Below are 16,699 nucleotides of genomic sequence, written 5' to 3'. Positions count from 1 at the left end.
AGCGCACGATCTTGAAAACCGTCGTGGCAGCGATGTCACCGTGGGTTCAAATCCCACACCCACCGCAGGTAGAAGGCCCCTGACCAGTACGCATGGTCGGGAGCCGTTGCCGTCTTCGGTGCCCGTGGGACACCCCTGTTCCCCTTGGTTTCCCGCTCGATCGGGCACGGATGGGGCACGCCGGGGGCACGGAGATCAGCGCCGGTTCCTGCACCTCAGTCGCCCGCGAACCACACGTAACTGCCCGGAGTGGAGGCGCACTCCTGAAGCACCGCAGCGAGATCATCCAACGCTGCGCGCTGCCGCTCGTCCGTGCACTGCTCCATCAGACCGGGCACCTCGGTGAGGGCGGCTGCGGCCTCCTGCTCGTTCATCACCGTGTCCCCGTAGAGGTCGACCGCGGTGAGTCGCCCGGGGACCCCGAGATAGTGAAGCGACCCCAACGCATCGGCCAACGCGTCTGCGGGGTCGTAGCACCCCCGCAGGAACGTCGTGCGAGCCTTCTTCCAGTTGCGTGCCGGCCGGGCGGAGTGCAGTTCCACATCGATTCCCACGCCGGTCATCATGCATGTCACGACGAGACTCGCGCCTGTGCGTTTCCGCTCAGCGATTGATCGGGATCTCGTAGACGATCTCGCAGTGGGCGACGGGCACGACGATGTCCGCCGTCTCCACGGGGCGCCCCTGGTCGCTGTAGTACGTCCGTCGGATGTGCGTCACGAGTCCGGCCTTCTGGATTCCGAGTAGGGACGCTTCCTCGGCGGTGGCTGTCCGGGGTTCCGGCTGCTCCACGGCATGGCTGATGGTGACTCCGATAGCGGCCATGCGGTTCACGACGCCAATCCCCGCGTGAGGACCTCCCTCGGGGAGGACGACGAGAGTGCCCGCGGTGAGGTCGTAGGGCTCCCAACTCGTCGAGAGCTGAACCGGCTTGCCGTCCGCTAGGTATTCGTACGTCGTCCGGACGCACGGCTCGCCCTCGGAGATCCCGAGTCGCGCAGCGATGTCGGCAGGCGCCGGCACCTTGGCATCGGTCCGGCTCTCCCAATCGCCTTGCCTGCCCACGGCTCGCATGTCGGTCCGGAAGGGCGACTCGGCGGGCTGTTCCCGCGCCGACGACCGTACAACCCGCACCCGCTGCCGGGGCTCGGCGACGTAGGTCCCAGACCCGGCACGTCCCTCCAACACTCCGCGGGAGATGAGCAACTCCTGCGCCCGGCGCACCACGTTCTCGCCCACGCCGCACTCCTGGCCGATCTGGGCGCGGGAGGGCAGGCGGTCGCCCGGCTCCCAGACGTGGTCCGCGATCCGGCGCCGGAGTTCGTCGGCGATGCGCAGATAGGGCGGCTGCTCAGACATATGGAAAATCTAGTCCACTAGCTCTAATCTAGTTAACTAGCTTCACTTAAAGTGATCGTTCGTGACGGAGGCTGCCCTGTGCCCGCTTCGGGAGTTAGCGCGGCGGCCATCGCCGCCCGGCTGTCCGCCCTCGGACTTCCCGCGCGAGTGGAGGAACACGGACGTCACACCTCGGTCGAAGCGGAGGTGCCGGTCGGCCTCTCCGCCGACTTATGGCGGGAGGCCCTGGACGTGGTGGCCGCGGCCGACCGGTTCGGCCTTCTCGCCACCAGCTTGAACGGCCGCACCCTCTGGGCGGTCGTACGCAGAACGGTCCCCACGACGGGCGATGTCGGGGGACCGGGCCATCAGCGATAGGAGCTGATCAGCGTGCTCAACCGTATCCGCCGCGCCCTCTTCCTCACCAGGGTGCGGAACTCCTCCAGGGGCAGGCACCGACGCCCCTTAACGTCCGCCGTCACGTCTCCTATGACGACTGACGCGGCGACCGTCGTTCCGGACCCCGCCTGCGTCGTCGGTCCGCACGATGTTCCGCCGCTGAGCGGCAACGAAGTCGCCCTCGTCCGCCCGTACGTCCTGGCCTGGGAGACGCGGCGGCGGTCACGTCCGGTGCTCGTCTCTCCCCACCTGCCCGCGGCCGCCTGGTCGGCCCTCGTGGGGGTTCGCTGATGCCTCCCCGTCGACTGCCACCGCACATCATGGACGCCTTGGCGCCTTATCGGTCGGTGGCCTGCTGTATCGGCACGCACCTCGCCTGCGCGGAATCCTCTCCGGCCTCGACGCCGTCCGACCTGCCCGTGGTCTACGAGGCGTGTGGCTGCTCGTGTCACGCGGAGGGCGTGCAGTCCACTCCAGCGGAGGTGGCGCGATGAACGAACGGTTTCCCGGCGGTGCGCTGGTCTCTCACATCGAGGTCACCTCGACCACGGTGCGGCGGGGCGACGTCATCCAACTCGGCGGCCGTGCCTACCGAGTGCAGGATCTGTTCCAACTCTCCCAGGGCCCAAAGCAACTCCTCTTCGAGTCCGGCGAGTTGCTGACCATCCACGCGCGGACCCGGCTCGCCGCCCTACGAACGATGCGAAGGCGGTGACCTCGTCCATGCCGCCCCGCCACCACGAGATCGCCGACGACCTTCGGCAGCAGATCATCACCGGTCGCATCCAGGCCGGCGAACGCCTGCCGTCCGAAGCCACGCTCGCCGATCGCTACAGCGTCAGTACGGTGACCCTGCGGCACGCCCTCGCGGTGCTCCAGCGCGAAGGGCTCGTCGACAAGATTCACGGCAAGGGCAACTTCGCCCGCCGCCCCCATCGAAAGATCGTGTACGTCGGTGGCTGGGGCACCCTGGACCCGTGGACTGCTGCCGAGACTTCCCTCCGCGTCACCGTCCGCAGCGCCACCGTGCGGGCTGAGGGACACCTGACGACCTTGCTGAAGGTACCGACGGGCAGCCCGCTCGCTGAGTTCTCCTGCCTGAGCCTCCAAGGAGGCACGCCGCACGGGCTGGCTCGCATCTACATCCCAGATGACCTGGCACCGACGGGCGTGGTCGATCACGACTCCCCGGGCAGGGGGCCGATCACGAGATTCGGCGTCCTCGGTCCCCCGCCGGCGGACATCCGGGAGACCGTGTGCGCCCGCCCGCCGACGCCGGACGAAGCATCGGCCCTTCGGATGGGCTCGACCCCGTCCGTCCTCGCGATCACCCGCGTAGCGACCGACGCCACCGTCCGAACCGTCGAAGCCGCGCTCCTGGTGTTCCCAGGTGACCGGATTGACGCGGTCTTCACCACGCACCCCACGAACGATGAGAGGCAGACGCAAGGATGACGGCGCCGAACGAACTGCGGCTGCTCCCCTGGGCGGGACCGGAGGGCAAGCCCTGCTACCTGAGCACCGACGACCGGGACGGCTTCATGTCCCGCCTGGCCGACGGCATCGAGTCGGTCCAACTCGGCTCGGCGGCCGAGCTGCTGGAGCACGCCCGCGAAGCGCTCGAAGACCAGGACGTGAACCCGGAGGACATCCGCCGACTGGCACACGAATTGGCCGGCTCCCTGCGGGACGTCCTCCGCGTTGCGACAAGCCGCGGTGACCTCTTGACGGTGACCGACTCGCACGACGCCTGAACAACTGGGCGCGAACGCTCGCCGCCCGCCCGTCACGACCTTTCCAGCCGGGAGGGGAACCCGACAACGTGCCAGGGTTCCCCTCCCCGCTGCGTTGCGCGGAGCCCGGCCAATGCGGCGGCGGTGCACTGATGCCGGACGCCTCCCCGAGTGGGCCGCATGAACCTCAGCCAACGAAAGTTAGCCACGACGGCGAGTGCGCCGACCGACCACGCGCGCGTATGTCTTGCCGCACCCCATCGGCCTTGGCCACGCTGCCGCCCTTGAACCTCAGAAGCCGAATCGACGGGTCCGTGAGCATCGTTGCTGAGCTATCAGCTTGGGAAGCTGAGAGCACTTGCGGTTGGTTCGGCCACTGACCTGGGCGAAAGTTCAGATCACGGCCTCTCGGGCCGGGTCGCTTTCACCGTGATTCCCCGCTGTTCCCCGCCTGATCTGGTGCGCTTGTGGAGCGGCGGCGACTGGCGAGTGGTCGGGGCTCAGGGTCGGGCGCGGATGATCCCTGTTCCGTAGGGTGCGCCGCTCTCGGGATGCTCGTGGGGCAGCGGGGCACGCACGGACCGTGTGAAGCGCATGTCGCAAGCACCGACCTCCTGGAAGTTCCGGCGGGCCTCTCGGAGGCTGAGCCCGCCGTTCGCACCACCCCGGATCTCGTCCGCGTCGTGCTCGTCCTGGCCGTCGTCCTCCCAGAAGCAGACATGGCAGATCTCGTACGCTCCACGCTCGGCCAAGGTGATGAAGCCGCAGCAAGGACAGCGATAGGGTCCGGCCGCGGCTGCTCCCTGAACATTGATCAAGGTCATGGCTGCAATCCTTGACTACCGCTATCGCACGGGACCACGTCGTTTCAGCGGTGGCCCGATCGACAGAGCCTGCGGCACACCGGTTGTCGGCCAAGCCAATGGTGGATGGGGTGCACGCTTTCCAACTGTGTTGGTGGTGCGGTGAGTGTCGTATGGGCTCGTTCGCCTGGGTTCATGAACGGTTGATCGCCGCTGTGGAGACGGCTCCGGGTCCTGTCTGAACCGTCGTGAACGGGCCTGAATGAGACGGGAACTGAGACGGAGGGCCCTGGGACTCGCGGATGGGCGCCCTGCCCAGAAACCTCTTGGCAGCCGTATCGAAGCGGGCGCTAGCGTGCCCCCATGGATCGCCTAGGTCGTGCAGCGGTGAACATGGCTCTCGGAGAGCAGGCCACCGAGGACCTGCCGATGATTGCCGCACTGGCGGTGGCTGATGGCCTGGACAGCCCTGCGTTGGTCGAGTTGGCAGGCCTCTCTCGACGGGACCCGCCGGCCGACATCCGGGATCTCTTCGTGCAAGCCATGGCTGAACTGGGCCGTCCCGTTCCCGGGGTCTCGGACGCCTGGTGGGAGCGAATATTCGATGCGGCGCGGGGGATGTTGAGCGGCTCCCTGACCCACTACGAGGCAAGCAGTGAGATCTATTGGTGCGCCTGCCATCTGGAACGAACGGATACCGCGATCGAACTGGTCGACCTTTTCTGCGGGCTGTGGAGCAACTGGGAAGACTGGCCGGATGAGCGTGCGGCCATCGAACGGGACACGCGCCTGGCTGCTGCGGACCTTCTGAGTAGCCATGGCGAGCAGGCGCCTGAGTAAGCGCGACTGCTCGCCCGGCACGCTGACCTTCTGATCCGTAGCTTTACAAAGATCGGGCATCGACGGTCATACAGGCCGCCTGACGGGTGCTGAGGGCCAGTGCCGGGTGGAGGCGGTCGCTGTGGTTGCTGTACTTCGCTGCTGTACCGCCCCGGCCTCCCTGGCCGACACCCGCTTTAGGAGCGAGGTGAGGTGGTCACAGGCCTGACCTGCGGGTTCACTGCCTTGGGTAGATTCGGCGGCGCGTCCCCCTGCGCACCCTGATTCCCTGTGAGTCCCCACTCGTTCGGGCACGAGAGTGGCACGGGGCCCTGCGCTGTGACCTTCTCGATGCGAACTACGAGCACGAACTCCGCTGTGGCAGACTCCCCGGCATGCCAGATTTCTGGGTGAGCGACGAGGGTGACAAGTACCACGGCTGGGAGGGTTGCAGGGCCCTTGAAGCCGGACAGGCTTCCGCCGACTCGCAGGAGGGCTACGAGCGGCGCAACCTGACGCGGTACGACAGCGAGGATGCCGCTCGGGCTGCTGCCAAGGAGCACGCCCGGTGCGAGGCCCCCGCATGCTTCGCCCGGGGGCGTGGTGCGGGACTCGCCCGGCTGTCGGAGCAGGCGCTCAAGGATATGGACGATCCGAAGTGGCTAGCGCGACTTGACCTGCCAGCCGACGACTGAGATCTCAACACTGTTCACCGGCTTCAACGCAGTTACCGCCCACGGCTTCGAAAACGAGGTCCTGGACCTCGGCGGCCTTCGGGCGCTACAGCTGCCCCAGATCCACAGAGACTGCACGGAGCTAACCAGTACCCGAAGAAGTGGCGCCCCGGCTCCGTCAAGCTGCCCCCTCGATGCGAACTATGGGCGCGATGGTCGCTGAGGGCTGCTCGGCTGGTCGAGAGGTTCGTCAAGGCCGCTCTGGGACGGCAGCGGTTGGCACGGTTGCTGTACTTAGCTGCTGTACGGCCTTTTGCGTGGCCTGACGTTCAAATCGCGTCCCCTACGCTCTACGTCATGAGCGACTCGGAGGTCTTTCGCGCAGCGGTCAGGGCGTGTATCGCAGCCATGCTGGCTAGCGATGCTTCGCCGTACGAGTCGGCGTCGGAGCTCTTGGGCCTTGCTTCTGGGTTGCCGGTGAACGCTGGTGATGAAGCGCTTTACTGGCTCGCAAGTATCTGGGGCGAGCTGACCGATTGGGTCGAGCTTCGGCCTGCGGAAACGGATCAGGCCGAGGCTCACATGATCTCCGCCGCCCGTGAGTGGCTGACCGTCGAGGGTGACCGAGAAGCCGAGGCTCAGTACTTCGATCGTTGGCTCGACCTCCTTGGGTGCGAGCGTCCGGCGCCACCCCATGCCTAGTCCACGGTCTTGAAAACCGTCGTGGCGCGAGTCACCGTGGGTTCAAATCCCACACCCACCGCGCAGGTGAACGGCCCCTGACCAGGAAACTCGGTCGGGGGCCGTCGGCATGTCCAGGCACCGTGACCGCCCGGTGTTCCCCGTGTTTCCCCGTGCGATCGGGCACGGATGGGGCACGGAGAGCACGTAGAACCGCGCGGGTCGCGGGCATACCATCGGCCCACCTGGTGAGGTGAGGGCTGGAGGCTGTGGTGCAGGCACACGAGGTGACCCTCAACGAACTCGCGCAAGGACTCAGACCTATGGCTGAGGGCATCGAATGGTTCGAGGGCCTCGTGGAGGAAGAGCAACGCAGGGCGATACAGAGCCTGGTGTACTTCTGCGGGCAGGCTCGTGCGAGGGAGGACGACGTTCCAGAGAGCATTGAGCGATCTGGGATTCGCCCCACTCACACGCCGGCCGTCATGCTCACGCGGTGGAACCTTGGCATGGCGGGACTCCCGGCATATGAACTCACCAAGTCGCTCCGCCTGCTCGTTGCCTTGTTCAGCATGGCTGATGCTCGCAGGCGGGCGCTGTACTGCGCCGGTGGGTGCACTCATGAGTGGCACCAGTTCGCTGCCCAGCCGTAGCGCCCGGCATCGGGAAGCAGCGGTGGCGCCCTGATATCTGAAGCCCTAGTTTGGAAGATCGCGTATGCGGATCGGGGCTGACCAGCCGGGTTCCCGACCTGGGATGGCGCGTGGCTGGGCCCGTCATTCCCTGCGGTTCCCCGCCGTTTCCCCCCGTAACGGGCACGCAGGGGGCACGCGTATCTCTCTGCCGCCCCTGCCAGTGCGCGAAGATGAACCCATGGACGACCTCGTGAAGTTCCTTCGGGACCGCAACTTGGCGGACAACCACGCCTATGCCGAGGTGGCCCACCGCTTTGGCGGCGAAGCCCTCCTCGACAGCCACCTGCCGATGCTCGACCTTGTCGACATGCTGGCCAGGGACTACGAGGTAATGGAACCGGCGGATGCGCGCCACGCAGGTCTCGCGTACGCGCTCAAGGTGCTCGCGCAGTCGTACGCTGAGCACCCCCATTACCGCCAGGAGTGGCGTCCGTAGGCCCACCAAAGAGACATCCCTAAGCCACCACCTACCTCAGCTCCCATCCCGTCCGCCGTCGACCCACACACCGTGGAGCGGGCGTGGTTCAGGGCGTCAAGGTGGAGCGCGCCACTGTACGAACGACCTTGACGCCCTGGGCCGCGTCTGCTCGGCTCTGCCTGGGTCGGCGGTGGACGGGATGGGAGCTCCCCGCACACGCCACTACGGACCCGCGGTCGGGAACGGCGCCCCCTCCATCCCGGTGCCGGCCGATCCCCCGCCGGAGGCATCGTCTTGACCGTAACCCGCTCTATGCGGTGATCGACTCATGGCCACCGGCCCTATCCACATGTGGGCGCGCGTCGGCGCAGCGCGGGCGGAGCGGGCCGAAGGCAGGAGCGTCGCCCGCAGCGGAGCCGGTAGCGCGCCCGGCGGAGCGGAGCGCAGCCGGGGCTTGATGAAGTAGGGAAAGTCTTATCCCTCAGGCAGCTGGCGCTCTCGTCGGTACTCGTCGAAGAGGGCGAAGAACAGCTCGACTGCCGGAGTGCCGGCCGTCTGTGCCTCGCGTTCGATCTCGGTTGCCCATCCAAGAGCGCTGTGACGCCCGAGCCGTAGCCAGAGCCACTCCGCGAAAGGTCCTTGCGAGCCGGGGCTCCAGAAGTCGAAGTCTTCGGCGATGCCGTGCACGGCCATCGCGGCTCGGTAGCCGATCAGCATGGAGTTCAGGTGCTCCAGGGAGTTGCCTCGCAGCCACATGCCGGGGCGAAGGCGTACCTGGTCGAGGAACTCGTGGACGTTGGACAGCTCGGCGAGTTGCCTCGGCTGCTTACGAGGGTTGCTCGCCTCTGTCATGGGGTGAGCAGCTGTCTGCCGTCGTGGCTCCGCACATGAGGTCCGTTGTCGTCCAAGGCGTCCAACAGCCTGATAGCGAAGGCTTCCGACATCCACTCGTTGACCTCGTCAGGCGTGAGCCACGAGACTGCCGTGGACTCAGCCGAGGTCCGTTCGGTGCCGCCTGACGGCTTGCAGCGGAAGACCAGGGCGACGACGCCGCGGGCCATGTTCTTGTAGACGCCGGTGAGTTCGCCCACCTCGACGTGGATGCCCGTCTCCTCCAGGACCTCGCGGGCGACGCCGGCTTCCGGGGTCTCGTCGAGTTCGAGGATGCCGCCCGGGAGCTCCCAGGTGCCGTTGTCGGCGCGGCGGATCGCCAGGAGGCGGCCGTCCTCACGCACCACTACTCCCGCTACGGACACGGAGTGCAGGGGAGGCGCTGTCGCTACCTGTGGTTGACTCATGTAGAGGAGCTTAGGAGGCAGGGAAGGACTATGGGAACTGCTGCTGGAGGGGGCGCTTCCGGGCCTCGGTACGTGCAGATCGCGGAAGAGATCGTGCAGCAGATCCGGGCGGGGATCATGAAGCCCGGTGACATGGTGCCGAGCGAATCCGAGCTGGTCGACCGCTACGGCGTGTCCGGCGGCACGATCCGTAAGGCCATGGTCGAGGTGCGGGCGAGCGGCCTGGTCGAGACTCGGCACGGCAAGGGCTCGATCGTGAAGGACCGGCCTCCGGTGCGGCACCGGTCCTCCGACCGATTCCGGCGTTCGCTCCGGCAGGGCGGTCAGGCGGCCTACCTCGCGGAGTCCGCCCAGTCCGGCGCCACCGCCAAGGTCAGCGTCCTGTACATAGGGCCCATGGACGCACCCGAGGATGCCGCTCGACGCCTCGGCGTGCCCGCCGGCGCACAGGTGCTGGCACGTCGGCGTCTCTACTTCCGGAACGGCACGCCCGTCGAGGTCGCCACCTCCTACCTCCCCTGGGACGTCGTGAAGGACATCCCAGAGCTGTTCGCCGAGAACCCCGGCGGTGGTGGCATCTATGCCCGACTCGAAAACCACGGGCATGAGTTCGCGGAGTACGTCGAGACGCTGCAAGCGCGGCCGGCCTCGAAGTCGGAAGCCTCGGAGCTGGCGTTGAGCCCGGGTGCGCCCGTGGTGCATCTGATCCGGGAAGCCCGTACGACCGCGGGTCTCGTGGTCGAGGTGTGCGACACGCTCATGGCCGCTGACCAGTTCGTTTTCGAGTACCGCATCCCCGCGGCCGACTGAAGAGCTCAACTGGAAGCCATTGGGGCAGCGGAGAGGGCTGGGCTAGTCGAGCCAGACGAGCATGGCGTCTCCAGCGCTTGCTGCCGCCTGGAAGAACTGGCCGAGCGCTTCGTAGTGGTCCGTCACGTACTCCAATGACTCGCCGCGCTCCCAGACGATGGTCGGATAGATCTTTGCCTTGGCAAGGTCGGTGGGGCTGACGCCCTCCGTCAGAGCAGCGCTGGGAGTTGTGGCGAACGCGTCGGCTGCCGCGCGGACCCGTTCCACGGTGAGGTACCGGGGCGGTCCGTAGCCCCAGTCCTCGACGCCGGGTATCTCCTGCTCACCGCGAACCACTGCGACCGGGAAGCCGATGCGCCGCAGCAGGAAGTGGAGGGCATGCCAGGCCTTGTCGATGTCGTGAGTGCGCGCGTCCGGCAGTTCCGGCCGTCCCTCCGACTCCGTCTCGATCAGTTCGTCCAGCCACTCCAGAATCCAATCCGGATCACTGATGGCGCGGTCAAGTTGGGCAGGGGTCATGCGTGCGTACTCGCCGATCATGCTCATGGCCGGAGATTAACCGCGTGCACTGACAGTGCGGTCGAGCTGGTCAGGGCGCCTCCGGCCTCCGCGTCGCCTCAACTCCCCACCGAGCGGCGTGACTTCTTTGCTGCGGCGGGTTGACTCATGTACAGGAGTGATGCACTCTTTTTCATGTCACTCATGTACATGAGTGACGGAGTCCGCCACCTGTAGAGGAGTACCTGCTGTGCGTCAGATTCCTGTCGACACCTCCACCGCCGTCGTGATGGTCGCCAAGACCCCGCAGCCCAAGGTCAAGGACCGCCGCACGGGCGAGATCGCCATGGACATCGAGTCCGGCTCGAAGCTCATGACGGTCGACGTGATGTTCGCGGCGAACGAAGACGTGGAGATCCTGTCCATCACCGTTCCCGAGCCCGGGATCACCGGCGACCTGGCCATGGGCACGCCGGTCGCGCTGACCGGCCTGATCGCCCGACCCTGGGAGAACGACTTCAACGGCCAGAAGCGGCACGGGATCGCCTTCCGTGCGGTGGCGGTCACCTCGCTCGCCGGGACGGCCACCGAGCCCAAGGCGGCCTGATCATGACCGGTTACACGGTCGCTCTGGTGCTGGTCGTCGTCACCGCGGGTCTCCTGCGGTGGCGGCGCCCCGCCTGGTACTGGTTCGCCTTCGGGGTCACACTGGCGGCGTTACGGGTCCTGGTCCGGTACGGCACGGTCATGGACGCGTGCGGCCTGACCGTTCCGCCCTCACGGTGGCGTCTCGCCGTCGCACGGGCCACCAACCGGCCCGCACCAGAGTTCCGCCCGCCGCGCATCCTGCGGCTGCGGCCAACTCGCACCGGCCTGGTCCTGCGGCTCAAACTCCGCCCCGGTCAGGACGCGTTCGACGTCGCGGCCGCCTCGGACCGCCTCCGGCACTCGTTCTCGATGTACGGCGTGACCTCGCGTGAGCTGCGCTCCGGCGTCGTCGAGGTGCGGATGACCGGCTACGACGTACTCAAGCGGGTGCAGATGCCCGCGGCGTCCGAGTCTCGGCCCATGCGGGTCCCCGTCGCGCTGCGGGAGGACGGCTCGGTGCACTACCGCGACTACCGGGCGATACCCCACGCCCTCACCCTCGGCGCCACGGAGTCCGGCAAGTCCGTCTACCAGCGCAACCTGGTCGCCGGGCTCGCCCCGATGGACGTCGCCCTCGTCGGCATCGACTGCAAGCAGGGGGTCGAGTTGTTCCCGCTGGCCCGGCGGTTCTCCGCGCTGGCCGACAACCCCGACACCGCCGCGGAACTGCTCGACGCGCTCGTGTCGCGGATGGGAGACGTCTATCAGCTGATCCGCGCCCAGCAGCGGATCACCGCCGACGTGCCGGACGCGGAGATCGCCGCCGACATCTGGGACCTGCCCGACGGACTGCGTCCGACCCCGGTCGTCGTCCTGGTCGACGAGGTGGCCGAACTCGCCCTGTACGCAAGCAAGGAGGAGGAGAAGCGGCGGGACCGCATCATCACCGCACTGGTCCGCCTCGCCCAGCTCGGCCGCGCCGCCGGCATCTACCTCGAAATCTGCGGGCAGCGCTTCGGGTCCGAACTCGGCAAGGGCATCACCATGCTCCGCGCCCAGCTCACCGGCCGTACCGCCCATCGTGTCAACGACGAGACATCCGCCAACATGGCCTTCGGTGACGTCTCCCCGGACGCAGTCCTCGCCGCCATCCAGATCCCTGCCGAGATGCGCGGGATCGCCATCGCGGGCGACTCCAGCGGCGGCTGGCACCGCATCCGCGCCCCGCACACCTCGCTCCGCCAGGCCGTGAACCTCTGCAACCGGCACGCCGACCGGACGCCGGACCTGCCCGAGCTGGAGCCCTTCCGCCCCGCTCTCACTGGTCTCGTCGCCGCTCCCGTGCCCTCGGTCAAGCCTTCGCCGGCCACCGCCTGATCTCTCGCCCTCCTCCAACGGCCGGCGCGACCGCCTTCACGCCAAGTCCCTACCCCCGCCACGCCTGATGAAGGGAGAACCCGGCATGTGCCCGAACTGCGAGGACTTCGCCCGGACCGTGCTCCTCCTCGGCCAACTCGCCCTGTACGCCGACGTGGGCGGCGCCGATCTCGACTTCGTGGAGTCGGTCAGCTCGTCCCTCGCCGTCTCGCTGCCCGAGCCGCCGCCCGGCACGTTCCCGCCCGGCTACGACCCGGACGGCGGCCCCGCCTACCCGGGTGAGGACGCCTGATGGGAGCCCGTCACGGTCTCCGTATCGACGCGGTGCTGGTCCAAGCCGTCATCGCCGGTGCCCTGTCCTTCGCTCACCTGCACGACCTGGCCGCCGCTGCCGGTCAGAACGGCTGGAAGGCGTGGGCCTACCCGGTCAGCGTCGACCTGCTCCTGGTCGCGGCCTGGCGGCGCCTGCGCAGTGAGGGCCCGTCCCGGCTGGCCTGGTGCTGGTTCCTCATCGCCCTGTTCGCCTCCCTCGGCGCCAACATCGCCACCGCCGGATTCCTCGACCTGTCCGACCCACCCGCACCGCTCCGCCTCGGCATCGCCGGATGGCCCGCGCTCGCCTTCCTCGGCGGAACGCTCCTCGCCCACTCGTCCGCGGCGGAGTCGGAGCCGCTTCCGCCGGCAACCGTCCCGGACAAACCGGACGCAGAACCCCAGCCTCCTCAAGCGGCCGTGCCCGAGTCTGCCCCGGCAACTGAACCGGCCCCGGCCCCGACAAAGGCTCCGGCTCCGACTCCCGCTCCGCCGGTCCCCGCCGTCCTCGTCGACCACGCCCGCAAGGTCGCCGACGAGTACCGCGCCCGTACCGGGGCCCAGATCGACACCGACACCCTGCGCTCCCGCCTCGGCGTTCCGCCCCACCTCGCCGACGCCATCGCCGCGCACCTCGCCTGACCAGGAAGGAGACACCCGATGCCCGCCCGCGACAACTTCCACTCCGTGATGCGGATCGGCCCCGTACAGATCGGCACGCATCGCGACCGGCACGGCCGGACCGCACACGCCGCCGTCTGCACCGCCGACCGCTGCGGATGGTCCGCCGACTACTCCAGCCAGACCGCCGCACAACTCGCCGCCCGTACCCACCGCTGCCGCGTCCGCTAGGAGACCCCGTGCAGGTTCCGCTCTGGCTCGCGCTCCTCGCCGTCGGCTACCTCGGCGTGAAGCTCATCCGGCCGCCCTGGTGGCTCATCGGCGTACTGCTCCTCGGCGGATTCCTCCTCGCCGACAGCGTCTTGGCCCCCGTCATCGACACCGCCGTCAAGTAACCGCGAAAGGCGAACCGCCCATGTTCCGACCCAAGCTCCCGACCATGCCCCAGCCCACCGGCCTGGTCACCCCGCCCGCCGTCGTCCGGCCGACCACCGTCACCCCGGGCACTCCGGTCCTGCCGCCGAGGTCCGTCGCTCCCGCCCCGTCGCGCCCGGTCGTCCAGCTCACCCCCGGCGCCGCGCTCGCGCTCGTCGGTGGCGGCACGGCCGTGGTCCTGGTCGTCGGCGCCGTCCTCGTCTCGCTGCTTCTGGCCGTCGCCGTCACCGGCGCCTCTGTGGCTGTCTGCGCCGTCGTCGTGCGCTCACTGCTCGCCTCCGACGCCAAGCGGCGCTGATCGGCCCCCGGGCGGCCTCGATACCGCCAAGCATCCGCCGCCCGGGAGCCGTCCCTGTCCGATCTCGCAACCGGAAGGAACACCCAGCATGGCCCACCGGGCCTCTCCCGCGGCACCCAAGGCTCATGTCCTGCCGCTCGATACGATCACCCTCGGAGACATCCTCCGGGTGGCCTCGGCCTCCGACTACTCCCGCTGGGAGGACCAGATCCGCCGCACCGGCGGCTGCTCCGACCCGATCCACCTCACGGGCTGGGTCCTCCACAAGGACAGGACCACCGGCGACACCCTGCACCACTACTCCACCGAGAACGAGCCGGGCGGTCGCCTCCGCCTCGCCTGCGGCAACCGCCGTGCCTCCCGCTGCCCCTCCTGCGCCTGGACCTACGCGGGCGACACCTATCACCTGATCCGTGCCGGCCTGGCCGGGGACGACCGCCGGGACATCTCCGCCGCCGTCCGCGACCACCCGCGCGTCTTCGCCACGCTCACCGCCCCCTCGTTCGGCCCGGTTCACAACCGACCTGATCACGACGGCTCCTGCCGCTGCGGCAACCCGCACGCGTCCGACGCCTCTGAGCTGGGCACGGCGCTCGACCCCGAGGCCTACGACTACGCGGGCGCCGTCCTGTTCAACAACCACGCCGGACAGCTCTGGCAGCGCTTCACGACGCGACTCCGCCGTGAACTCGCCGCCCGCGGCGGCCTGGCACGCCGGGAGCTCTCCGACCACCTGCGCGTCTCGTACGGCAAGGTGGCCGAGTTCCAGAAGCGCGGTGCCCTGCACTTCCACGTCGTCGTACGCCTCGACGGCCCCGAGGGACCCGGAACACCGCCGCCCGTCTGGGCCACGGTCGGCCTCCTCACCGACGCGATACACGCCGCCGCCACACACGCGTACACGTCCGTCTCGGTCCCGGCCGCCGACGACCAACCCGCCCGGACGTTCCGTTGGGGCCGACAGCTCGACGTCCGCCCGGTCAAGGCATTCGGCGACGGCTCCGACATCACCGAACAGGCCGTGGCCTCGTACGTGGCCAAGTACGCCACCAAGGCCGCTGAGAACACCGGCACGTTGGACCGCCGCGTCGGTGAACTCTCCGAACTCGACCGGCACCAGGTGCCCGACCACACCCGGCGGCTCATCACCGCGTGCCGCGACCTGGACAGCCTGTATCCGGACCGGCGCCTCTGGGCCTGGGCCCACATGCTCGGCTTCCGCGGGCACTTCTCGTCCAAGTCGCGCACGTACTCCACCACTCTCGGCGCCCTCCGCCAGGAACGCGCCGACTACCGGGCCGCCCAGGAGGCTTCCGTCCTCGGTCTCGACGACCGAGAGCCGGACACCGTCCTTGCCCTGGTCGACTGGCAGTACGCCGGCCACGGCCACACCCCAGGTGAATCCGTCCTCGCCGCGACGATCGCGCGAGACCTCCAGAGCAACCGGGAGACAGCCCGCGACGCCTTACGCGACCAACTCGCCCTGGAAGGAGCCGCCGTATGAAGGACCGGTACCTCAGCGTCGAACAAGTCGCCGAACTGCTCGGCACCTCGGCGCGCTTCCCCCGCCGGCTGATAGCCGAGCGGCGCATCACCTTCGTGAAGGTCGGCCGTCACGTCCGCATCCCGGAGAGTGCCGTGGACGCCTACATCACGGAGCACACGGTGGAGCCGATCACGGTCCGCCCCTCGCGCCTGAAGGCGGTGGCCTGATGGCGAACTCCAAGGGGCGCCGTCGCCGCTTCGGCTCCGTGCGCAAGCTGCCCTCTGGCCGCTTCCAGGCCCGCTACCGGGGTCCGGACGGTCTGATGCGGACGGCTGACACGACCTTCGCAACGCAGACCGATGCGGACCGCTGGCTCGTCAAGCAAGAGGCCAAGATCCTCGACGGTGACTGGACGAACCCCGACGTCAAGATCGCGTTCAGTGACTTCGCGATCTCCTGGTTCAAGGATCGTGACTACGCGGCCACCACTCGGGAACGCAACGCGGGCGTGCTCAACCGGCACATCCTGCCGACGTTCCGCGCGGTCCCCCTGCGGGAGATCACCACGCCGCAGGTACGACGCTGGCGTACCGAACTCCTCGACGCGGGAGTCGGGCCGGCCACCGTCTCCAAGGCGTACCAAGTCCTCCGGGCAATCATGAACACGGCCGTGGATGACGGGCTGATCGAACGGAATCCGTGCCGGGTCAAGGGCGCGGGCACGGTCACCCACACCGAGCGGCCGTTCCTCTCTGTACCCGAGGTGTACCGGCTCGCCGACGCGGTCCCGCCTCACTGCCGCGCCCTGGTGCTCCTGGCCGCGTTCGCCGCGCTCCGCTTCGGTGAGCTGGCCGCTCTCCAGCGCCGGGACATCGACCTGGAGGCCCGTACCGTCTCCGTCCGTCGCTCGTACTCCGAGACCCGGACGGACGGCCTCACGGTCAAGGCGCCCAAGAGCGCGGCCGGCGTCCGCACCGTGGCGTTCCCGGCCTCGCTCGTGCCCGAGTTAGCGCACCACCTGGCGGAGCACGCGGAAGCCGGCCGCACCGGGCTCGTCTTCGTCGGGGCCCGCGGCGGTGTCCTGCGGCGGAACAACTTCCGGCGGATCTGGCTCCGCGCGCTCACCGCGACCGGTCTCGGTGACGTCCACTTCCACGATCTCCGGCACACCGGGAACACCCTCGCCGCGACCGGCGGCGCCACCACCCGCGAGTTGATGCAACGGATGGGCCACTCGTCGGTGCGGGCCGCGCTGGTCTATCAGCACCTCGTCAACGGGCGCGATCACGAGATCGCCGACTACGTGGACGGTCAGATCCGGAAGGTGAAGCGGCCTCCGCGCGGACCATCTGGCACGTGAGTGGCACGGCGGCGAAAAGTCGCCGAGAAAGATCAAGGCCCAGGTCTCCGGCTTCG

The 16,699-nt window shown here is 68.5% G+C and carries 27 protein-coding genes; 21 read left to right on the top strand and 6 right to left on the bottom strand.

The window, feature by feature from the left end; translation table 11 throughout:
- Window positions 1–215 precede the first annotated feature (215 nt).
- On the bottom strand, window positions 216–563 hold the full coding sequence (locus ACSHXN_RS28165; RefSeq protein ID WP_365588553.1) for a hypothetical protein: 348 nt from the start codon (window positions 561–563) through the stop codon (window positions 216–218).
- A gap of 40 nt (window positions 564–603) precedes the next feature.
- Window positions 604–1,359, bottom strand: coding sequence for a GntR family transcriptional regulator (locus tag ACSHXN_RS28160; protein WP_438304076.1), 756 nt, complete (start codon window positions 1,357–1,359; stop codon window positions 604–606).
- A gap of 78 nt (window positions 1,360–1,437) precedes the next feature.
- Here ACSHXN_RS28160 and ACSHXN_RS28155 point away from each other — a divergent pair, with 78 nt between their 5' ends.
- The 5 genes from ACSHXN_RS28155 (at window position 1,438) to ACSHXN_RS28135 (ending at window position 3,491) form a co-directional block, all read left to right on the top strand.
- On the top strand, window positions 1,438–1,716 hold the full coding sequence (locus ACSHXN_RS28155; protein ID WP_365588550.1) for a hypothetical protein: 279 nt from the start codon (window positions 1,438–1,440) through the stop codon (window positions 1,714–1,716).
- A 111-nt stretch (window positions 1,717–1,827) separates the two neighbouring features.
- Entirely contained in the window at window positions 1,828–2,028 is a 201-nt protein-coding gene (locus tag ACSHXN_RS28150; protein ID WP_438304074.1) for a hypothetical protein, read from the top strand.
- Window positions 2,029–2,227: 199 nt separating this feature from the next.
- Window positions 2,228–2,452, top strand: a complete 225-nt coding sequence (locus ACSHXN_RS28145; RefSeq protein WP_438304072.1) for a hypothetical protein — start codon at window positions 2,228–2,230, stop codon at window positions 2,450–2,452.
- Window positions 2,453–2,460: 8 nt separating this feature from the next.
- Window positions 2,461–3,192 (top strand): GntR family transcriptional regulator, encoded by a 732-nt coding sequence (locus ACSHXN_RS28140; RefSeq protein ID WP_438306508.1) that lies wholly within the window; start codon window positions 2,461–2,463, stop codon window positions 3,190–3,192.
- Window positions 3,189–3,491 (top strand): hypothetical protein, encoded by a 303-nt coding sequence (locus ACSHXN_RS28135; RefSeq protein ID WP_438304070.1) that lies wholly within the window; start codon window positions 3,189–3,191, stop codon window positions 3,489–3,491. Before ACSHXN_RS28140 ends, ACSHXN_RS28135 begins: the two co-directional genes overlap by 4 nt.
- A gap of 479 nt (window positions 3,492–3,970) precedes the next feature.
- On the opposite strand, the gene ACSHXN_RS28130 is transcribed toward ACSHXN_RS28135, so the two are convergent.
- Entirely contained in the window at window positions 3,971–4,294 is a 324-nt protein-coding gene (locus ACSHXN_RS28130; RefSeq protein WP_438304068.1) for a CPCC family cysteine-rich protein, read from the bottom strand.
- 342 nt (window positions 4,295–4,636) lie between these two features.
- On the opposite strand from ACSHXN_RS28130, the gene ACSHXN_RS28125 reads away from it, so the two are divergent.
- The 5 genes from ACSHXN_RS28125 to ACSHXN_RS28105 all read left to right on the top strand — a co-directional run bounded on the left by ACSHXN_RS28125 (window position 4,637) and on the right by ACSHXN_RS28105 (window position 7,578).
- Window positions 4,637–5,113 carry a hypothetical protein gene (locus ACSHXN_RS28125; RefSeq protein WP_438304066.1) on the top strand — a complete coding sequence of 159 codons (477 nt, stop codon included), beginning with the start codon at window positions 4,637–4,639 and terminating at the stop codon, window positions 5,111–5,113.
- Between the two features lie 374 nt (window positions 5,114–5,487).
- Window positions 5,488–5,787 carry a hypothetical protein gene (locus ACSHXN_RS28120; RefSeq protein ID WP_438304064.1) on the top strand — a complete coding sequence of 100 codons (300 nt, stop codon included), beginning with the start codon at window positions 5,488–5,490 and terminating at the stop codon, window positions 5,785–5,787.
- Window positions 5,788–6,123: 336 nt separating this feature from the next.
- Window positions 6,124–6,468 carry a hypothetical protein gene (locus ACSHXN_RS28115; RefSeq protein ID WP_438304061.1) on the top strand — a complete coding sequence of 115 codons (345 nt, stop codon included), beginning with the start codon at window positions 6,124–6,126 and terminating at the stop codon, window positions 6,466–6,468.
- A gap of 248 nt (window positions 6,469–6,716) precedes the next feature.
- Window positions 6,717–7,100: a DUF5958 family protein gene (locus tag ACSHXN_RS28110; protein ID WP_438304059.1), complete on the top strand. Its 384-nt coding sequence runs from the start codon at window positions 6,717–6,719 to the stop codon at window positions 7,098–7,100.
- 220 nt (window positions 7,101–7,320) lie between these two features.
- Window positions 7,321–7,578 (top strand): DUF6221 family protein, encoded by a 258-nt coding sequence (locus tag ACSHXN_RS28105; RefSeq protein WP_438304056.1) that lies wholly within the window; start codon window positions 7,321–7,323, stop codon window positions 7,576–7,578.
- 456 nt (window positions 7,579–8,034) lie between these two features.
- Here the strand turns inward: ACSHXN_RS28105 and ACSHXN_RS28100 are convergent, their stop codons facing one another.
- Both ACSHXN_RS28100 and ACSHXN_RS28095 read right to left on the bottom strand, forming a co-directional pair.
- Window positions 8,035–8,412: a hypothetical protein gene (locus ACSHXN_RS28100; RefSeq protein WP_438304054.1), complete on the bottom strand. Its 378-nt coding sequence runs from the start codon at window positions 8,410–8,412 to the stop codon at window positions 8,035–8,037.
- Window positions 8,409–8,858, bottom strand: a complete 450-nt coding sequence (locus tag ACSHXN_RS28095; protein WP_438304051.1) for an NUDIX hydrolase — start codon at window positions 8,856–8,858, stop codon at window positions 8,409–8,411. Before ACSHXN_RS28095 ends, ACSHXN_RS28100 begins: the two co-directional genes overlap by 4 nt.
- 30 nt (window positions 8,859–8,888) lie before the next feature.
- Here ACSHXN_RS28095 and ACSHXN_RS28090 point away from each other — a divergent pair, with 30 nt between their 5' ends.
- Window positions 8,889–9,668 carry a GntR family transcriptional regulator gene (locus ACSHXN_RS28090; RefSeq protein WP_438304049.1) on the top strand — a complete coding sequence of 260 codons (780 nt, stop codon included), beginning with the start codon at window positions 8,889–8,891 and terminating at the stop codon, window positions 9,666–9,668.
- A gap of 42 nt (window positions 9,669–9,710) precedes the next feature.
- On the opposite strand, the gene ACSHXN_RS28085 is transcribed toward ACSHXN_RS28090, so the two are convergent.
- Complete coding sequence (locus tag ACSHXN_RS28085; protein ID WP_438304047.1) at window positions 9,711–10,214, bottom strand: YfbM family protein; 504 nt, start codon at window positions 10,212–10,214, stop codon at window positions 9,711–9,713.
- A 202-nt stretch (window positions 10,215–10,416) separates the two neighbouring features.
- On the opposite strand from ACSHXN_RS28085, the gene ACSHXN_RS28080 reads away from it, so the two are divergent.
- From ACSHXN_RS28080 to ACSHXN_RS28035, 10 genes are all read left to right on the top strand, one after another.
- Window positions 10,417–10,773, top strand: coding sequence for an SCO3933 family regulatory protein (locus ACSHXN_RS28080; RefSeq protein ID WP_438304045.1), 357 nt, complete (start codon window positions 10,417–10,419; stop codon window positions 10,771–10,773).
- Window positions 10,774–10,775: 2 nt separating this feature from the next.
- Window positions 10,776–12,131, top strand: coding sequence for an FtsK/SpoIIIE domain-containing protein (locus ACSHXN_RS28075; protein ID WP_438304043.1), 1,356 nt, complete (start codon window positions 10,776–10,778; stop codon window positions 12,129–12,131).
- An 85-nt stretch (window positions 12,132–12,216) separates the two neighbouring features.
- A complete protein-coding gene (locus tag ACSHXN_RS28070) occupies window positions 12,217–12,423 on the top strand; it encodes a hypothetical protein (protein ID WP_438304040.1) in 207 nt (68 codons plus the stop codon).
- Window positions 12,423–13,085 carry a DUF2637 domain-containing protein gene (locus tag ACSHXN_RS28065; RefSeq protein WP_438304038.1) on the top strand — a complete coding sequence of 221 codons (663 nt, stop codon included), beginning with the start codon at window positions 12,423–12,425 and terminating at the stop codon, window positions 13,083–13,085. The genes ACSHXN_RS28070 and ACSHXN_RS28065 overlap by 1 nt, the downstream gene beginning before the upstream one ends.
- A gap of 18 nt (window positions 13,086–13,103) precedes the next feature.
- The gene (locus ACSHXN_RS28060; protein WP_329526415.1) at window positions 13,104–13,295 is read left to right on the top strand and encodes a mobile element transfer protein; all 192 of its coding nucleotides are present in this window, start codon (window positions 13,104–13,106) and stop codon (window positions 13,293–13,295) included.
- Window positions 13,296–13,303: 8 nt separating this feature from the next.
- Window positions 13,304–13,459: a hypothetical protein gene (locus ACSHXN_RS28055; RefSeq protein ID WP_438304036.1), complete on the top strand. Its 156-nt coding sequence runs from the start codon at window positions 13,304–13,306 to the stop codon at window positions 13,457–13,459.
- 20 nt (window positions 13,460–13,479) lie between these two features.
- On the top strand, window positions 13,480–13,797 hold the full coding sequence (locus ACSHXN_RS28050; RefSeq protein ID WP_438304034.1) for a SpdD-like protein: 318 nt from the start codon (window positions 13,480–13,482) through the stop codon (window positions 13,795–13,797).
- Between the two features lie 88 nt (window positions 13,798–13,885).
- Window positions 13,886–15,301, top strand: coding sequence for a replication initiator protein RepSA (repSA, locus tag ACSHXN_RS28045; RefSeq protein WP_438304032.1), 1,416 nt, complete (start codon window positions 13,886–13,888; stop codon window positions 15,299–15,301).
- Window positions 15,298–15,510 (top strand): helix-turn-helix domain-containing protein, encoded by a 213-nt coding sequence (locus ACSHXN_RS28040; protein ID WP_438304030.1) that lies wholly within the window; start codon window positions 15,298–15,300, stop codon window positions 15,508–15,510. Before repSA ends, ACSHXN_RS28040 begins: the two co-directional genes overlap by 4 nt.
- Window positions 15,510–16,643: a tyrosine-type recombinase/integrase gene (locus ACSHXN_RS28035; protein WP_438304028.1), complete on the top strand. Its 1,134-nt coding sequence runs from the start codon at window positions 15,510–15,512 to the stop codon at window positions 16,641–16,643. Before ACSHXN_RS28040 ends, ACSHXN_RS28035 begins: the two co-directional genes overlap by 1 nt.
- Window positions 16,644–16,699: the final 56 nt, after the last annotated feature.

The organism is Streptomyces sp. HUAS TT11 (assembly GCF_051553595.1).
Classification (GTDB): Bacteria; Actinomycetota; Actinomycetes; order Streptomycetales; family Streptomycetaceae; genus Streptomyces.
This window is presented reverse-complemented; position numbering and strand designations above follow the sequence as displayed.

Excerpts from the sequence above, each read along its gene's own strand:
- ACSHXN_RS28035 (WP_438304028.1), top strand. The coding sequence starts at position 15,510 with ATGGCGAACTCCAAGGGGCGCCGTCGCCGCTTCGGCTCCGTGCGCAAG.
- ACSHXN_RS28135 (WP_438304070.1), top strand. The coding sequence starts at position 3,189 with ATGACGGCGCCGAACGAACTGCGGCTGCTCCCCTGGGCGGGACCGGAG.
- repSA (WP_438304032.1), top strand. The coding sequence starts at position 13,886 with ATGGCCCACCGGGCCTCTCCCGCGGCACCCAAGGCTCATGTCCTGCCG.
- ACSHXN_RS28120 (WP_438304064.1), top strand. The coding sequence starts at position 5,488 with ATGCCAGATTTCTGGGTGAGCGACGAGGGTGACAAGTACCACGGCTGG.
- ACSHXN_RS28145 (WP_438304072.1), top strand. The coding sequence starts at position 2,228 with ATGAACGAACGGTTTCCCGGCGGTGCGCTGGTCTCTCACATCGAGGTC.
- ACSHXN_RS28040 (WP_438304030.1), top strand. The coding sequence starts at position 15,298 with ATGAAGGACCGGTACCTCAGCGTCGAACAAGTCGCCGAACTGCTCGGC.
- ACSHXN_RS28085 (WP_438304047.1), bottom strand. The coding sequence starts at position 10,214 with ATGAGCATGATCGGCGAGTACGCACGCATGACCCCTGCCCAACTTGAC.
- ACSHXN_RS28160 (WP_438304076.1), bottom strand. The coding sequence starts at position 1,359 with ATGTCTGAGCAGCCGCCCTATCTGCGCATCGCCGACGAACTCCGGCGC.
- ACSHXN_RS28150 (WP_438304074.1), top strand. The coding sequence starts at position 1,828 with ATGACGACTGACGCGGCGACCGTCGTTCCGGACCCCGCCTGCGTCGTC.
- ACSHXN_RS28105 (WP_438304056.1), top strand. The coding sequence starts at position 7,321 with ATGGACGACCTCGTGAAGTTCCTTCGGGACCGCAACTTGGCGGACAAC.
- ACSHXN_RS28100 (WP_438304054.1), bottom strand. The coding sequence starts at position 8,412 with ATGACAGAGGCGAGCAACCCTCGTAAGCAGCCGAGGCAACTCGCCGAG.
- ACSHXN_RS28130 (WP_438304068.1), bottom strand. The coding sequence starts at position 4,294 with ATGACCTTGATCAATGTTCAGGGAGCAGCCGCGGCCGGACCCTATCGC.
- ACSHXN_RS28140 (WP_438306508.1), top strand. The coding sequence starts at position 2,461 with ATGCCGCCCCGCCACCACGAGATCGCCGACGACCTTCGGCAGCAGATC.
- ACSHXN_RS28125 (WP_438304066.1), top strand. The coding sequence starts at position 4,637 with ATGGATCGCCTAGGTCGTGCAGCGGTGAACATGGCTCTCGGAGAGCAG.
- ACSHXN_RS28070 (WP_438304040.1), top strand. The coding sequence starts at position 12,217 with ATGTGCCCGAACTGCGAGGACTTCGCCCGGACCGTGCTCCTCCTCGGC.
- ACSHXN_RS28065 (WP_438304038.1), top strand. The coding sequence starts at position 12,423 with ATGGGAGCCCGTCACGGTCTCCGTATCGACGCGGTGCTGGTCCAAGCC.
- ACSHXN_RS28165 (WP_365588553.1), bottom strand. The coding sequence starts at position 563 with ATGACCGGCGTGGGAATCGATGTGGAACTGCACTCCGCCCGGCCGGCA.
- ACSHXN_RS28060 (WP_329526415.1), top strand. The coding sequence starts at position 13,104 with ATGCCCGCCCGCGACAACTTCCACTCCGTGATGCGGATCGGCCCCGTA.
- ACSHXN_RS28050 (WP_438304034.1), top strand. The coding sequence starts at position 13,480 with ATGTTCCGACCCAAGCTCCCGACCATGCCCCAGCCCACCGGCCTGGTC.
- ACSHXN_RS28115 (WP_438304061.1), top strand. The coding sequence starts at position 6,124 with ATGAGCGACTCGGAGGTCTTTCGCGCAGCGGTCAGGGCGTGTATCGCA.
- ACSHXN_RS28090 (WP_438304049.1), top strand. The coding sequence starts at position 8,889 with ATGGGAACTGCTGCTGGAGGGGGCGCTTCCGGGCCTCGGTACGTGCAG.
- ACSHXN_RS28075 (WP_438304043.1), top strand. The coding sequence starts at position 10,776 with ATGACCGGTTACACGGTCGCTCTGGTGCTGGTCGTCGTCACCGCGGGT.
- ACSHXN_RS28095 (WP_438304051.1), bottom strand. The coding sequence starts at position 8,858 with ATGAGTCAACCACAGGTAGCGACAGCGCCTCCCCTGCACTCCGTGTCC.